We start from the raw sequence: 14,588 nt of genomic DNA on the forward strand, positions 1-14,588 counted from the left end.
TCCGTCCTCTCCTCATGATTCGGGAACCAACGATGCGGACCAGCTCCCACCAGGCACCAGCGGCTCGTACGGTCATCCTCGGCGTCGCCGCCAGCGACAGCCACGCCGTGGCCAACCACCTCATCGCCTACTCACTGCGCGGCCTCGGCTACGACGTGGTCAACCTCGGCACCTGCACCCCGGTCGACGAGTTCGCCGCGGCGTGCGCCCGCCACCCCGAGGCGGAGGCCGTCGTCATCGGCAGCCTCAACGGGCACGTCCACGAGGACCTGCGCGGCCTCGACCGGGTCAAGCGGTCCGGCCGGATCCGGTGCCCCGTGATCGTCGGCGGCAATCTGTCGGTCGGCAGCCACAAGGACGGTTCCTCGCACGACCGGCTCTACGCCGCCGGGGTCGACCACATCCTCACCGACCCGTCCGAACTGCCGCTGCTGCTCGACGAGTTGCGCGCCCGGAACGAGCGCACCGCCGTGGTGTCCGGACGGGCGGCGTCATGACGCTGACCTCGCTCCCCCCGCTCGGCACGGCACCGGCCCCCGGCACCGGCCCGGACGGGCTCCCGACACCGGCCGAGTCGGCCGCGTACATCCACGCGCTCGGCAAGCCCACGGCGGCCGAGGTCCTCGACCGCTGCCGGGCCCGGGGCCGGGTGGCCATCCAGCCCCGCTGCGGGGTCGGCGGGCACGAGGAGATGAAGGCCCTCCTCGCCACCCTCGAAGCCGAGGCCGCGCCCGACATCCTGACCCTCACCATCGACTCGCACACCCGGCTCAAGCGGTTCGAGGAGGCGCTGCGCACCCTCAACCTGCGCCCCGCCGACCTGAACGGCTACCCGATGGTGGCGCACGGCTGGCGGCGCGGCCGCGAACTCAACGAACTGGTCGCGGCCCCCCTGGAGATCCGGCACGGCTCGCCGGACGCCCGCCTCCTCTTCGACGTGTCCGTGGCCTCCGGCATCACCTCCTTCGAGGGCGGCGGGATCTCGTACAACCTGCCCTACTCGAAGGCCGTGCCGCTCGCCGAGTCCCTCGGGGCCTGGCAGGACGTGGACCGGCGCTGCGGCGAACTCGCCGAGCACGGCGTGGTCGTCGACCGGGAGCTGTTCGGCACGCTCACCGCCGTACTCGTGCCACCGTCCATCAGCCTCGCCATCAGCGTCCTGGAGGCGGTGCTCGCCGCCCGCGCGGGCGTGCGCTGCATCTCCGTCGCGTATCCGCAGGGCGGCCATCTCGCCCAGGACGTCGCGGCGCTGCGGAGCATCCCGCTCCTCGCCGAGCGCTACCTCCCGGCCGGGGTCACGGTCCACGCGGTGCTCCACGAGTTCATGGGGGTCTTCCCGCGCGACCGGGGCAACGCCGAGGACCTGATCCTCTACGGCGCCCTGGTCGCCCGGCTCGGCGGCGCCTCCAAGCTGATCACCAAGACCCACCAGGAGGCGTACGGGATCCCGGACACCACCGCGAACGTGGAGGGGCTCCGGCTCGCCGACCGCGCCAACTCGCCCCTCCTCGGCTTCATCGGCGCCGACGAGGACCAGGTGGGCCAGGAGCTGGAGTGGATCCTCGCCGAGGTCGCCGACCTCGTCGAACCGCTCCTCGCCCGGCCCGACCTGATCGGGGCGGTCGTCGAGGCGTTCGCGGAGGGCCGGCTCGACATCCCGTTCAGCGCCAGCCGGTACGCCCGCTCCGACCTGATCCCGCGCCGCGACCGCACGGGCGCCATCCGCTACCTGTCGACCGGCGCGCTGCCGTTCTCGCCCGCCCATGTGCACCGCAACACCGAACTCCTGCACGCGGTGGACGGACCGGAACCCGCCCTGGACACGCTGATGAGCGGCCTGACCGGCGACATCAACCACTTCCGCCACGTGTTCCAGGAGGAGCAGCGCCCCGCCGGGCCCTCCTCCGCCCCCTCCCCCTCCCCCGTCCCCACCGAACCGAGGAACTGATCAGATGCGAGCCGTCCACGTCACCGAGGCCGGTACCGCCTCGGCCCTCACCCCCACCGAGCTGCCCGAACCGGTCGCCGCCCCCGGCCAGGCCGTCGTCCGCAACGCCGCGATCGGCCTCAACTTCATCGACGTCTATTACCGCAACGGCACCTACCCGGCCCCGTACCCCCTCGTCCCCGGCCAGGAGGCCGCCGGCATCGTCACCGCCGTCGGCGAGGGCGTCGACGAGGTCCGCCCGGGCGACCGGGTCGCCTACGCGACCCAGCTCGGCGCCTACGCCGAGTTCACGGCGGTACCGGTGGGCAAGCTGGTCCCCGTCCCCGAGACCGTGCCCCTGGACGACGCGGCCGCCGTGCTGCTCCAGGGCCTCGCCGCGCACTACCTCAGCCACACCACCCACCCGGTGGCCCCCGGCGAGACGGTCGTCGTCCTCGCCGCCGCCGGCGGCCTGGGCCAGCTCCTCGTCCAACTGGCCGCGGACCGGGGCGCGACCGTCGTCGCCGTGGCCTCCACCGAGGAGAAGCGGAAGACCGCCCTCGCGGCCGGCGCCCACCACGCCCTGCCCTACGAGGGGTTCGCCGACGCCGTGCGCGAACTCACCGGCGGCGAGGGCGCGCACGCGGTCTACGACTCGGTCGGCGCGGCCACCTTCGCGACCAGCGTCCGGGCGCTGCGCCGCCGCGGCACCCTCGCCGTGTGCGGGCTGTCCAGCGGCCCGGTCCCCCCGGTCGACGTGGAGCTGCTGCGCACCGCCGGCTCGCTGTACCTCACCCGCCCCACCCTCGCCGACCACGTGCCGGACACGGCCTCCCTGCGCTCGGCCGCCGCCCAGCTCTTCCGCCACGTCGCCCGGGGCGTCGTCCGCCCGGACGTGCGGGCGCGGCTCCCGCTGGCCGAGGCGGCGCGGGCGCACGAGTTGCTCGAAGGCCGGGGCACCACCGGCAAGGTGCTGCTGACGCCATGAGTGTCGACATCCGAACGGGCGCGCCGGCACGCCCGGCCACGGGCACCACGACGGCCGCCGCCACGGGCCGGAAGGGCATCGGCGTGGTCCCGGCCCCGGCGCTGATGCTCGTCGGCATGGTCAGCACCCAGCTGGGCGCGGCCTTCGCCAAGCAGCTCTTCGGCACCGTCGGCCCGGCGACGATCACCCTGATGCGGCTCGGCTTCGCGGCGCTCGTGCTGCTGCTGTGGTGGCGCCCCTCGGTCCGCCTGGACCGGCGTACGGCGGGTGCCGTGGCGGCGCTCGGCGTGGCCATCGCGGGGATGAACATCTGCTTCTACCTGGCCATGGCCCGGATGCCGGTCGGTGTGGCGCTGACCGTCGGCATGGCGGGCCCGCTCGCGGTCGCCGGGCTGTCCTCGCGCCGGGCGGCGGACCGGCTGTGGATCGTGCTCGCGGCCCTCGGCATCGCGCTCCTCGGCTGGCAGGGCGGTGCGGCGGGCCTGACCGGTCTGCTGATCGCGCTGGCCTGCGCCGTCTTCTGGGGCTCGTACGTACCGCTGTCGGCCCGGGTCGGGGCGGTGCTGCCGGGCGGCGGCGGGCTCGCGCTCGCCATGGCCTTCGGCACGCTGTGCTCCCTGCCGGCCGGTCTGGCCGAGGGCGCCGGCGCGCTCGCCCGGCCCGAGGTCCTGGCCTTCGGCTTCGGCGTGGCGATGCTGTCCTCGCTCGTCCCGTACACCTGCGAGATGGAGACCCTGCGCCGGGTCTCCGCCACCGTCTTCGGGGTGCTGCTCAGCCTCGAACCGGCGATCGGCGCCCTGGTCGCGCTCGCCGTGCTGCGGGAGACCCTCTCCCCGGCCCAGGCGGCGGGTCTGGTCGCGGTCGTCGCGGCCTCGATCGGCGTCATCCGGGGCACCCGCAGATCCTCCGCCGCCCGGCAGACCCCGCCCGCTCCTCCCACCCCCACCGAAGGAAGCCACACGTCATGATCTCCACCGGCAGCAACGCGGCCCTCGCGGGCCGTCCCGAGGGCCTGGAGCAGCTCAGGAGCCTTCTCGACACGGCACTCGGCGCCCTCGGCGACGCCGCCCTCAAGCGCGGCGGCCCGGTCGCGCCCGGGGGCCCCGAGGCGGCGGTGGCCGCGGTGTCCGAGGCGCTGGACGGCGGGAGCTTCCTCGCCGAGGAGCCCGGTGCCGAGCGGGTGACGGCGCTCTTCGAGGCGTACGCGCGCTGGTCCGTCGATCTCACCCACCCGTCGGCCGTGGCCCGTATGCAGTGCGCGCCGACGGCCGCCTCCGCCGCCGCCGAACTGCTCGCCGCCACGCTCAACCAGTCGCTGCACGCCTGGGAGAGCGGCCCCTTCGCGCTCGAACTGGAGCGGCGGCTGATCGCGGAGATGGCCTCCTGGGTCGGCTTCGGCCCGGAGGCGGGCGGCACCCTCACCCCCGGCGGCTCCATCTCCAACCTGATGGGGCTGCTGTTCGGCCGGGAACGGGCTCTGGGTTCCGCCGGCGCGGTGTCGGAGACGGGGCTCGCGGGCCGCCCGGTGCGGCCGCGGATCCTGTGCTCCGCGGCCGCCCACTTCTCGGTGGCGCGGGCCGCCGGATTCCTGGGGCTCGGCCGCTCCGCCGTGGTGAAGGTGCCGGTGGACGACCGGGGCCGGATGCTGGCCGACGAGGCCCGCCGGATCGTCGAGGGCCTCTACGCCGACGAGGTCCCCGTCGCCATCGTCGCCACGGCCGGCACCACCGATCACGGCTCCTTCGACCCGCTGCCCGAACTGGCCGACCTGGCCGCCGAGTACGGGATCTGGCTGCACGTGGACGCCGCGTACGGCATCGGCGCCCTCTTCTCGCAGCACCTGGCCCCGCTCCTCGACGGACTCGACCGGGCCGACTCGGTCGCCTTCGACCTGCACAAGTTCGGCTGGGTCCCGGCCTCTTCGAGCGTGATCGTGGTGCGGGACCGGCAGCACATGGAGTGCCTCGACGAGCAGGCCGTCTACCTCAACCCGTCCGACGACGAGGCCCACGGCTTCAGCGCCCTGCTCGGCACGTCCCTCCAGACCACCCGCCGCTCCGACGCCCTCAAGATGGCCGCCACCCTCCTCACCGTCGGCCGCGCGGGCATGGGCGAGTGGGTGGACGCCTGCCACGCCCGGGCCCGCTACGCCGCGAGCCGGATCGCCGCCACCGAGGGCCTGGAGCTGGTCGCGGACCCGCTGCTCAGCACGGTGGTCTTCCGCTGCGTAGCCGCCGGCGGGACCCCGGTGGCCGACGAGAACGCCTGGAACGCGGCGATCCGCCGCACCCTCATGACGGACGGCCGCGCCCTGCTCGCCCGCACGAAGATCCCCGGCCCGGACGGCACTCCCCAGGTCCACCTCAAGCTGGTCTTCCTCAACCCGACGACGACCGACGACGACATCGACACCCTGCTCACCGACATCACGACCACCGCCCACACCCTCACAAAAGCCCCCGCACCATCGCGGTAGCCCCTGTCCCGGCGCGCCGCAGGCCCCTCTTGATCCCTGCGGCGCGCCGCACCACGCCCGGGAAACACGAAATCCCGCCCGATCTTCCGATCGGACGGGATCCGTATGTGCGGTGGACCTGTGGGGATTTGAACCCCAGACCCCCTCGATGCGAACGAGGTGCGCTACCAGACTGCGCCACAGGCCCTTGCAACGAGTGAAACTCTAGCACCCCCTGCGCGATGTACAAAAATCCGGTCCGCGCTGGTCAGCCGAGGCGACTCACTCGTTGGCGGCCCGTGGGCGTTCGCCGTCCTCGTACTGGTCGAAGAGCGGGGTCCGGCCCCGGTCGCGGGTGCGGCGGGACTGGGCCGGGCGGCGGCGGGGGGCCTGGTCGGCGGGGGGCTCCACGGGGTGCGAGGTGCCCGTCTGGCTCGGCTCGGCGGAGCTGGAACGGGCGGCGCTCCAGGTCTCCGGGTCGCCGACCTCGACGCCGCCGGTGGCACGCGGGGCGACCGGGGCGGTGACGTACGTCGGCAGCGGGACCGGGACCGGCTCCCAGCTGTCGCCCTGGACCGGGCCGCGCTCGCGCTGCTGGTCGACCCACTCCGCGTGGTCCGTCTGCTCGACCAGGGCGCGGCGGCCGGCCTCCTGCGGGGAGACTTCGGGCGCGGGCTCCGGCTCGGGGTGGCGCGCCTCGGGCTCCTCCTCGGGCTCGACGGCGGACGGACCGGGCGGCTGGTGCCTGCGGGTGCGGTTCTCGCGCAGGTGCTGCGCGGCCACCTCGGCCCGGCGCCGGTCCATGGTGAAGGCGAACCGGTGCCGCTCCTGGGCCCGCAGATGCACGATGTACGAGCTCAGCAGCACCGCCGGGACCGCGGGGGCCCACAGGAAGTGGATGCCGCCGACCGCGGCGACGACCGCGCCGAGGGTGAAGGCCAGGAAGAGGACGACGGTGGTGCGCCGACGCCGCGCGAGGACCTGGAGGCGCTGGGCGCGGCGGGCGCGCTCGGCTTCCGTGCCGCCGCCGCCCGGGCGGGGACGGGCGCGTCTCGCGGGGGCCTGCGCCCGGGGCTGGGCCCCCGCCTGGCCCGGCGCCTGGGACGGGGCCGACGCCTGGGCCGGGACCGGTGCCGGTGCCTGGGCCGGGTCGTGCGCCCGGTTGCCGGTGCGCGTCTCGGGCGCGGCGAAGGCCCGGACGTCCACGGAATCCAGTCGGTCCGTGGCGACGTCCGGGTCTGCTTCGTCGGGCCCGGGCTCCTCGGCCGTGCGTCCCCGCAGGTCCTTGGCGTACCGGCGCTCCATCGCCGCCCGTCCGGACAGCAGCCGGATGGCCGTGCTGAAGCGTTCCGTCGGACGGGCTTCGTTGAGCTCGTCCTGCCTGCGGAGCCACATCGGCACCAAGTAGGCGGCCCAGGCCCCGACGATGACTGCGTAGATGAGGCCGCTGCTGCTCACGTCTCACACCGTAGAGGGGTTTGCGCGGGGGGATCCGCCAATTGGGCCGGTGTGTCGCACGATCCGGGTGATATCACAAACGTTTTTTGTGTTTGTTCGGATCGTTCCTGGACGTTTGCCCCTGCGGTGTCGCTCGAACGAAGGAGAAATATCGAACACCTATTTGATTTCACGCGGTGTTTGCGGAACCGCAGGTCGGGTCCGGTGCCAGCGCCGGAGCATCCCGTCCGGCACCTCCTCCGCGGTGAGCGCGTAGATCAGGTGGTCGCGCCAGTCGCCGTCGATGTGGAGATAGCGCGGGCGCAGCCCCTCCGAGCGGAATCCCAGTTTCTCCACGACTCTTCTGCTCGGCCCGTTCTCCGGCCGGATGCACACCTCGACGCGGTGCAGTCCGACCGTGCGGAAGCAGTGGTCGACGGCGAGGGCGACGGCGGTCGGCATCACCCCTCGGCCGGCCACGTCCTGGTCGACCCAGTAGCCGACGTGGCCCGAGCACATCGAGCCCCAGGTGATCCCGGCAACCGTCAGCTGGCCGACGAGCCGGCCCCGGTACTCGATGGCGAAGGGCAGCATCCGGCCCGCGTTGGCCTCGCTCCGCAGATGGCGGACCATCTGACGGTACGTGGGCCGCTGGATCAGCGGGCCGCCCGGGGCGGGCGGCGGCACGGTCGCCTCCCAGGGGCGCAGCCAGTCGCGGTTGCGCCGGTTGACCTCGCGCCAGACGCGCTGGTCACGCAGTTTGATCGGCCGGAGCACGATGTCTCCGTCGCTGAGGACGACCGGCCAGGTCGAGACGTTCAGATCGAGCTCCCCGGTCGGGGGTGGTCGCCACCGCGCAGTTGGTCGACGGCGTGCACCAGGAGACGGGTGAGGACGGCGAGACCGTCGCGCACCCCGCCGGTGGAGCCCGGCAGGTTCACGATGAGGGTGCGGTCCGCGGTGCCGGCGAGGCCCCGGGAGAGCGCGGCGGTGGGGACCTTGTCGCGGCCCTCGGCGCGGATCGCCTCGGGGATGCCGGGGATCTCGCGGTCCAGGACGCGGCGGGTGGCCTCGGGGGTGCGGTCGGTGGGCGAGATGCCCGTGCCGCCGGTGGTGACGATGACGTCGTACCCGGCGGCGACGCCCTCGCGCAGGGCCCGCTCGACGGGGTCGCCGTCGGGGACGACCCGGGGGCCGTCGACGGCGAGGCCGAGCGCGGTGAGCGCCTCGGCGATCAGCGGGCCGCCCCGGTCCTCGTAGACCCCGGCGGCGGCGCGGTTGGAGGCGGTGACGACCAGGGCGGTGTACGGGGTGGCGGGGCCTCCGCCGTCCCCGGTCACGCGTCCGTCCCGGAAGTCCCAGAAGTCCTGGCGGCCCCAGCAGTCCCGGCAACCCCGGCGGTCCCGTCCGTCCCGTCCGCCCCGGGGCGGTGGTAGTCGCCGGACTTGCCGCCCGACTTCGACTCGACCCGTACGTCGGTGATCACCGCGGCCTTGTCGACCGCCTTGACCATGTCGATCACCGTGAGCGCGGCGACCGAGACCGCCGTCAGGGCCTCCATCTCGACGCCGGTGCGGTCGGTGGTCTTCACGGTGGCCGTGATCTCCACCGCGTCGTCGGCCACGGAGAGGTCGACGGTGACCCCGGAGACGGCCAGCGGGTGGCAGAGCGGGATCAGGTCGGGGGTGCGCTTGGCACCCATGATCCCGGCGATCCGGGCGGTGGCGAGCGCGTCGCCCTTGGGGACGCCCTCGCCGCGGAGCAGCTCGACGACGCGCGGCGAGACGAGGACCCGTCCGCTCGCGCGGGCGACCCGCGCCGTGACGGCCTTCGCCGACACGTCGACCATCCGGGCCGCGCCCGCGTCGTCGATGTGCGTCAGGCTGTTCTGCGTACTCAACTCACTCCGCCTCGCGGTAGGGCGCCGGTTCCCGCGCGGCCCGCGCCGGGGCGCGGGTCTGCGGGGCCCGGGGGTGTCCCCGGGACGGCACAGCGGCAGACACCGTACCGCCACCGCCCGGGAATCAGCGGAGCAGGACCACCTCGACGTCCGTTCCGGGCTCGGCCGAGGTGGTGTCCTCGGGGAGCACGATCAGCGCGTCGGCGTGGGCGAGCGCGGCGACCAGATGCGATCCGGAGCCGCCGACGGGGGTGACCGTGCCGGCCTCCGCGTCGTACGTCCCGCGCAGGAACTGGCGTCTGCCGGACGGCGAGGTGAGCGCCTTCTCGCTCGTCAGGGCGGCCCGGACGGTGGGGCGGTGGACGTCGGGCAAGCCCATCAGCGTACGGATCACGGGCCGGACGAACAGTTCGAACGAGATGTACGCGGAGACCGGGTTGCCGGGCAGCGCGAGCAGCGGGGTGTGCTCCGGGCCGATCGAGCCGAAGCCCTGCGGCTTGCCGGGCTGCATGGCGAGGGTGCGGAAGTCGATGCCGCTGCCCTCCTCGTCCTCGTCGCCGACCGAGGCGAGGGCCTCCTTGACGACGTCGTAGGCGCCGACGCTGACGCCGCCGGTGGTGACGACGACGTCGGCGCGGATCAGCTGGTCCTCGATGGTGGCGCGGAGCGTCTCGGCGTCGTCGGTGACGGCTCCGACCCGGTACGCGAGCGCCCCGGCGTCCTTGGCGGCGGCCGTGAGCGCGAAGCTGTTCGAATCGTAGATCCGGCCGCCGGTCAGCTCCTCGCCGGGCTGCGCCAGCTCGCTGCCGGTGGAGACGACGACGACCCTGGGCCGGGGCAGCACCTTCACCGTCGAGCGGCCGATCGCGGCGAGCAGGCCGATCTGCGGCGGACCGAGCACCGACCCCTCGGCCAGCGCCGGATCGCCCGGCTTCACGTCGCTGCCCCGGCGGCGGATGTGGGCTCCGGCCTCGGCCGGCCGGTGCACCCGCACCTCGCCGCCCGCCGCCCCCGGGTCCACGCTGTGGGCCCGCATCGTGGTGGCGGGGCCCTCGCCCGTCCCCCCGTCGGTCCACTCGACCGGGACCACCGCGTCGGCACCGGCCGGGAGCGGGGCGCCGGTCATGATCCGGGCGGCCTCCCCCGGGCCGACCTCGCGGCCGTCGGCCAGTCCCTCGCTGCCCGCCGCGACGTCCCCGACGACGGTGAGCACCGCGGGGAACTCCTCGTCGGCGCCCGCGACGTCGGCGGCGCGGACCGCGTACCCGTCCATCGAGCTGTTGTCGAAGGGCGGCAGGGCGATCTCCACCATGACGTCCTCGACGAGGACGCAGCCCTGGGCGTCGTGCAGTTGCAGCTCGATGGGTTCGAGCGGGCGCACCGCTTCGAGAATGTCCTTCAGGTGCTCTTCCACCGACCACATCGTGCTGCTCAAGGTGCTACATCTCCTCGGTGACGTAACTGCGGAGCCAGGTCCGGAAGTCCGGACCCAGATCTTCACGTTCGCACGCGAGTCTGACAATGGCACGGAGGTAATCGCTACGGTCGCCGGTGTCATAGCGGCGGCCCTTGAAGACGACGCCGTGCACGGGGCCGCCGGCCGACTCGTCCTCGGCCAGGAGCTGGAGCGCGTCGGTCAGCTGGATCTCGCCGCCGCGGCCCGGTCCGGTCCGGCGCAGTATGCCGAAGACGGCCGGGTCCAGGACGTAGCGGCCGATGATGGCGAGGTTGCTGGGCGCCTCGGCGGGCTCGGGCTTCTCGACCAGTCCGGTGATCCGCACCACGTCGCCCTCGGCGGTGGGTTCGACCGCCGCACAGCCGTACTGGTGGATCTGGGTCGGCGCGACCTCCATCAGGGCGATGACGCTGCCGCCCTCGCGCTCCTGGATCTCGACCATGCGGGAGAGCAGCGGGTCGCGCGGGTCGATCAGGTCGTCGCCGAGGAGGACCGCGAACGGCTGGTCGCCCACGTGCGGCTCGGCGCAGAGGACGGCGTGGCCGAGACCGCGCGGGTCACCCTGACGGACGTAGTGCATGGTGGCCAGGTCGCTCGACTCCTGGACCTTCTTGAGCCGTTCGGCGTCTCCCTTCCGGGTGAGCGCGGACTCCAGCTCGTAGTTGCGGTCGAAGTGGTCCTCCAGCGGACGCTTGTTCCGTCCGGTGATCATCAGCACGTCGGAGAGGCCGGCGGTCACGGCCTCCTCGACGACGTACTGGATCGCGGGCTTGTCGACCACAGGCAGCATCTCCTTGGGAGTGGCCTTGGTGGCGGGCAGGAAGCGGGTCCCGAGCCCGGCGGCCGGGATGACCGCCTTGCTGATCCTGGGGTGCGACTGAGTCATGCGCAGAACGATAACCGGTACGTATGTGAGGAAGATGAGGTTTCGGTTAACTTTGTACGCCTATATGCACATGGGGAGATCAGGGGTGCCGGTTGAACACCGAGATGGACCGAAAAGCCCGGCTGCGGCGTGAACTGCTGGCCGCGCGACGCCTTCTGACCGGGGAAGACGTGGAGAACGCCGCGGCGGTTCTGTCCCGGCGGGCACGGGCGCTGCCGGAGCTGTCCGGGGCCCGCACCGTCGCCGCGTACGTCTCGGTGGGCACCGAGCCGGGCACCCGGGTGCTGCTGGACGCGCTGCGCGAGCACGGCGTCCGGGTGCTGCTGCCGGTCCTCCTCCCCGACAACGACCTGGACTGGGCCCCGTACGAGGGGGCCGGCCGGCTCGTCCGGGCGGGCCGGGGACTGCTGGAGCCGGACGGCCCCCGCCTCGGCCCCGGGGCGGTGCTGGAGGCCGACGCGGTGCTGCTGCCCGGACTGGCCGCCGACGCGCGCGGCATGCGGCTGGGCCGGGGCGGCGGCAGCTACGACCGGGTGCTGGCCCGCCTCGCGGCGGCCGGGGCGCACCCCGCCCTGATCGTCCTGCTGTACGAGAACGAGGTGGTCGCGCGGGTCCCGGAGGAACCGCACGACCACCCCGTCGACGTGGTGGTGACACCGGCCGCGGCCCGTCGGACGGGCCGCTGACCTCAGCGGGTCATGGCTTGAGGGTCAGGGTGTCGGTCGTCGACCGGGCGACGGCGTTGGTGCCGAAGGACCAGTCGAGCAGTTCGCCGTTGACCCACTTGTCGGTCTGATCGGTGTAGTGCGCGTTGAACGCGTGCCCGGAGGCGCCGGTCAGGTTGATCCAGCGGGACTTGTCCCAGTCGCCCACGTTGACCACCATCCGCATCGACGGCACCCAGACGACCTCGTAGCCGCCCGCCGCGTTCCAGCCGGTGGCGTTCACCGCGGCCTCGCCGCCGCCCAGGTTCCACGGGCCGCGGTTGAGGGCCCGCTGGAGCAGGTCGGGGCCGGCGGTGCCGAGGGTCTGGTTCTTCAGCGTCAGCTGGTGCAGCCGACCCCAGTTCCAGGTGGTGATGTCCTTGCCGAGCTTGGCCGTCAGCTCCCAGCGGGCGTCCTTCATGGCGCGCGCGAAGAGCTGGTCGCGGTTCTCGGTCGGCTCGTCGCGGCGGTTGCCCGCCGTCTTCCACCAGTCGTTGTCCTGGTCGTCCATCAGCTCGGTGACCACCTGGTACCAGCGGTCGCCGCCGTCGGGCTGGGCCGAGTCCGCGTCGCGCATGCCGCACTCGCGCACCAGCTTGTTCTGCTCGTCGACCGGACCGGAGGCGTCGGCCCGGCGCACGTTGAGGCACTCGCCCTTGACCCGCAGCTCCTTGGGCAGCTTGTTGCCGAAGGCCAGCTTGAGGACGTTGCGCCAGACCGCGTTGAAGTACGCGGCCGCCGCCGAGTCGGGCTCCTGGGTGTAGTCCCAGCCCTCCAGGAGCTTCTGCGCCTCGCGGACGCTCTTGTCCGAGATGTTGATCTTCAGCAGCTCGGGCACCAGCAGCGCGGCGATCGCGCTGTTGTTGTCCATCTGCATCTTCTGCATGTCCTCGGTGGAGATCTTCCCGCCGTCCTTGATCTTCGACTCGATCAGGTCGTTGATCCGCTGGCTGCGGGTGCCGTAGCCCCAGTCCTTGGTCAGCAGGGGGGAGTAGTTCTTCTCGTCGACGACGGCCTGGTTGGCCGTGACGATGTAGCCGCGCTCCGGGTTGTACTCGTAGGGCAGCTGGTCGAACGGGATCGGATCCTTCTCCCAGCCGTACTCCGAGGTCCAGCCGGGGCTGGGCATCGTGCCGTCGCCCTTGAGGCGCACCGGGATCGTGCCGGGCGCCTGGTAGCCGATGTTGCCCTTGGTGTCGGCGTAGATCAGGTTCTGCGAGGGGACCTCGAAGTGCGCGGCCGCCTTGCGGAAGGTGGTGAAGTCCTTGGCCCGGTTGAGCTCGAAGACGGCGTCCATGGAGTGGCCGGGCTGGAGCGCGGTCCACTTCAGGGCGATCGCGTAGCCCTCGGCGCGGTCCGGGGCCCCGTCGGTGACGGGGGCCTTCTGGCCGACCGTCTCCAGCTCGCCGCTGCGGTCGGAGACCAGCGGGCCGTTGTTGGTCTCGCGGACGGTGATCGTCCGGTCCTTGCCGCCCGCGACCTTGATGGTCTCCTCACGGGTGGTGAAGGGCTTGGTCCTGCCGTCGTAGAGGTAGCCCTTGCCGGAGACCTTCTCCAGGAAGAGGTCGGTGACGTCGGCGCCCAGGTTGGTGAAGCCCCAGGCGATGTCCTGGTTGTGGCCGATGATCACGCCGGGCATGCCGGAGAAGGTGTAGCCGGCGGTGTCGTACTGGCACTTCGCCGAGATCTCGCGGCAGTGCAGGCCCATCTGGTACCAGAGCGAGGGCAGTTGCGGCGCCAGGTGCGGGTCGTTGGCCAGCAGCGGCTTGTCGGTGGTCGTGTACTTGCCGGAGACCACCCAGGAGTTGGAGCCGATGCCGTTGCCGTTCGGGCCGAGCAGCGCCGGGACCTGGTCGAGGGTGTCGGAGAGCGAGGCGAGCTGGGTGTTGAGCCCCTCGGTGGCGCCCTGGACGGTGCCGGTACCGGTGCCGAGGGCGTCGGACGGCTTCGCCTCCGGGTCGTACTTCCCGGTGACCGGGGAGACGGCGCCCTGCTCGACGATCGGCCGGTGCTCCTTGTACGGGTACTCCGGGTACAGGGACTTGATCTGCTTCGCGTCGAGCCTGCTGGTCATCAGCGAGCGGTCGATCTCGTCCTGCATGTTGCCGCGCAGGTCCCAGGCCATGGCCTTGAGCCAGGCGACCGAGTCGACCGGGGTCCACTCGGAGGGCTTGTAGTCGTTGGTGAAGCCGAGGGCCGCGTACTCGACGGAGATGTCCTTGCCGTCACGCCCCTTGAGGTAGGCGTTCACGCCCTCCGCGTACGCCTGGAGGTTCTTCTTGGTGTCCTCGGACAGGACCTTGTCGTACTCCTCCTGCGCGACCTTGCGCCACCCCAGCGTGCGCAGGAAGGCGTCGGTCTCGACCTGGTCGGAGCCGAACATCTCGGAGAGCCGTCCGGCCGTCATGTGGCGGCGGACGTCCATCTCCCAGAAGCGGTCCTGCGCCTGGACGTAGCCCTGGGCGCGGAAGAGGTCGGCGTCGGTGTCCGCGTACAGCTGCGGGATGCCGTAACTGTCGCGCTTGACGTCGACGTTCGCGTCGAGGCCGTCGAGCTTGACCGAGCCGGTCGTCTGCGGGTACGAGGCCCGCACGGTCGATACGGACCAGAACGCCCCGTATCCGATACCCGCGACAAGCGCCAGCACCAGAACGATGACGATCAGGCGGGCACGTCGCCCCTTCTTCCGGCCGGTCTTCGCACCGGCAGCGCCGGGGGCGTCGGAAGAGGCGGTGGTATTGGCGGGCATCGCTGTCCTTCGAGGGGCAGGTGGTCCTGGGAGTGCAGGAGCAACCATAGGCGCAGCGCCGGGGAGGCTCCGACGCGGTATGCGGA

13 protein-coding genes and 1 tRNA gene are annotated in these 14,588 nt (G+C 72.7%); 6 read left to right on the top strand and 8 right to left on the bottom strand.

Annotated elements, in window-relative coordinates:
- Nucleotides 1-32: 32 nt before the first annotated feature.
- From ACWC97_RS22785 to ACWC97_RS22805, 5 genes are read left to right on the top strand one after another with little or no spacing between them, the layout of a single operon-like run.
- On the top strand, nt 33-497 hold the full coding sequence (locus ACWC97_RS22785; protein WP_352278185.1) for a cobalamin-dependent protein: 465 nt from the start codon (nt 33-35) through the stop codon (nt 495-497).
- Nucleotides 494-1,948 (top strand): methylaspartate mutase, encoded by a 1,455-nt coding sequence (locus ACWC97_RS22790; RefSeq protein ID WP_352278184.1) that lies wholly within the window; start codon nt 494-496, stop codon nt 1,946-1,948. The genes ACWC97_RS22785 and ACWC97_RS22790 overlap by 4 nt, the downstream gene beginning before the upstream one ends.
- A 4-nt stretch (nt 1,949-1,952) precedes the next feature.
- Nucleotides 1,953-2,915 carry a quinone oxidoreductase family protein gene (locus ACWC97_RS22795; protein WP_352278182.1) on the top strand — a complete coding sequence of 321 codons (963 nt, stop codon included), beginning with the start codon at nt 1,953-1,955 and terminating at the stop codon, nt 2,913-2,915.
- Complete coding sequence (locus ACWC97_RS22800) at nt 2,912-3,883, top strand: EamA family transporter (protein ID WP_352278180.1); 972 nt, start codon at nt 2,912-2,914, stop codon at nt 3,881-3,883. Before ACWC97_RS22795 ends, ACWC97_RS22800 begins: the two co-directional genes overlap by 4 nt.
- Nucleotides 3,880-5,391: a pyridoxal phosphate-dependent decarboxylase family protein gene (locus ACWC97_RS22805; RefSeq protein ID WP_450651216.1), complete on the top strand. Its 1,512-nt coding sequence runs from the start codon at nt 3,880-3,882 to the stop codon at nt 5,389-5,391. The genes ACWC97_RS22800 and ACWC97_RS22805 overlap by 4 nt, the downstream gene beginning before the upstream one ends.
- A gap of 113 nt (nt 5,392-5,504) precedes the next feature.
- On the opposite strand, the gene ACWC97_RS22810 is transcribed toward ACWC97_RS22805, so the two are convergent.
- The 7 genes from ACWC97_RS22810 to galU form a co-directional block, all read right to left on the bottom strand.
- A tRNA-Ala gene (locus tag ACWC97_RS22810) sits at nt 5,505-5,578 on the bottom strand.
- Between the two features lie 74 nt (nt 5,579-5,652).
- A complete protein-coding gene (sepX, locus tag ACWC97_RS22815; protein WP_450651218.1) occupies nt 5,653-6,828 on the bottom strand; it encodes a divisome protein SepX/GlpR in 1,176 nt (391 codons plus the stop codon).
- Between the two features lie 159 nt (nt 6,829-6,987).
- The gene (locus tag ACWC97_RS22820) at nt 6,988-7,629 is read right to left on the bottom strand and encodes a GNAT family N-acetyltransferase (RefSeq protein WP_352278240.1); all 642 of its coding nucleotides are present in this window, start codon (nt 7,627-7,629) and stop codon (nt 6,988-6,990) included.
- Complete coding sequence (locus ACWC97_RS22825; RefSeq protein ID WP_352278175.1) at nt 7,626-8,147, bottom strand: MogA/MoaB family molybdenum cofactor biosynthesis protein; 522 nt, start codon at nt 8,145-8,147, stop codon at nt 7,626-7,628. The genes ACWC97_RS22820 and ACWC97_RS22825 overlap by 4 nt, the downstream gene beginning before the upstream one ends.
- Nucleotides 8,144-8,707, bottom strand: coding sequence for a cyclic pyranopterin monophosphate synthase MoaC (moaC, locus tag ACWC97_RS22830; RefSeq protein ID WP_352278173.1), 564 nt, complete (start codon nt 8,705-8,707; stop codon nt 8,144-8,146). The genes ACWC97_RS22825 and moaC overlap by 4 nt, the downstream gene beginning before the upstream one ends.
- 124 nt (nt 8,708-8,831) lie before the next feature.
- Entirely contained in the window at nt 8,832-10,142 is a 1,311-nt protein-coding gene (gene glp / locus ACWC97_RS22835; protein WP_450651220.1) for a molybdotransferase-like divisome protein Glp, read from the bottom strand.
- Nucleotides 10,143-10,146: 4 nt separating this feature from the next.
- Nucleotides 10,147-11,049 carry a UTP--glucose-1-phosphate uridylyltransferase GalU gene (galU, locus tag ACWC97_RS22840; RefSeq protein WP_352278170.1) on the bottom strand — a complete coding sequence of 301 codons (903 nt, stop codon included), beginning with the start codon at nt 11,047-11,049 and terminating at the stop codon, nt 10,147-10,149.
- 104 nt (nt 11,050-11,153) lie between these two features.
- Here galU and ACWC97_RS22845 point away from each other — a divergent pair, with 104 nt between their 5' ends.
- Complete coding sequence (locus ACWC97_RS22845; RefSeq protein WP_352278169.1) at nt 11,154-11,735, top strand: 5-formyltetrahydrofolate cyclo-ligase; 582 nt, start codon at nt 11,154-11,156, stop codon at nt 11,733-11,735.
- A gap of 10 nt (nt 11,736-11,745) precedes the next feature.
- Here ACWC97_RS22845 and ACWC97_RS22850 read toward each other — a convergent pair whose 3' ends face one another.
- A complete protein-coding gene (locus ACWC97_RS22850) occupies nt 11,746-14,502 on the bottom strand; it encodes a penicillin acylase family protein (RefSeq protein ID WP_450651222.1) in 2,757 nt (918 codons plus the stop codon).
- Between the last annotated feature and the right edge of the window lie 86 nt (nt 14,503-14,588).

Source organism: Streptomyces sp. NPDC001108, from assembly GCF_053598535.1.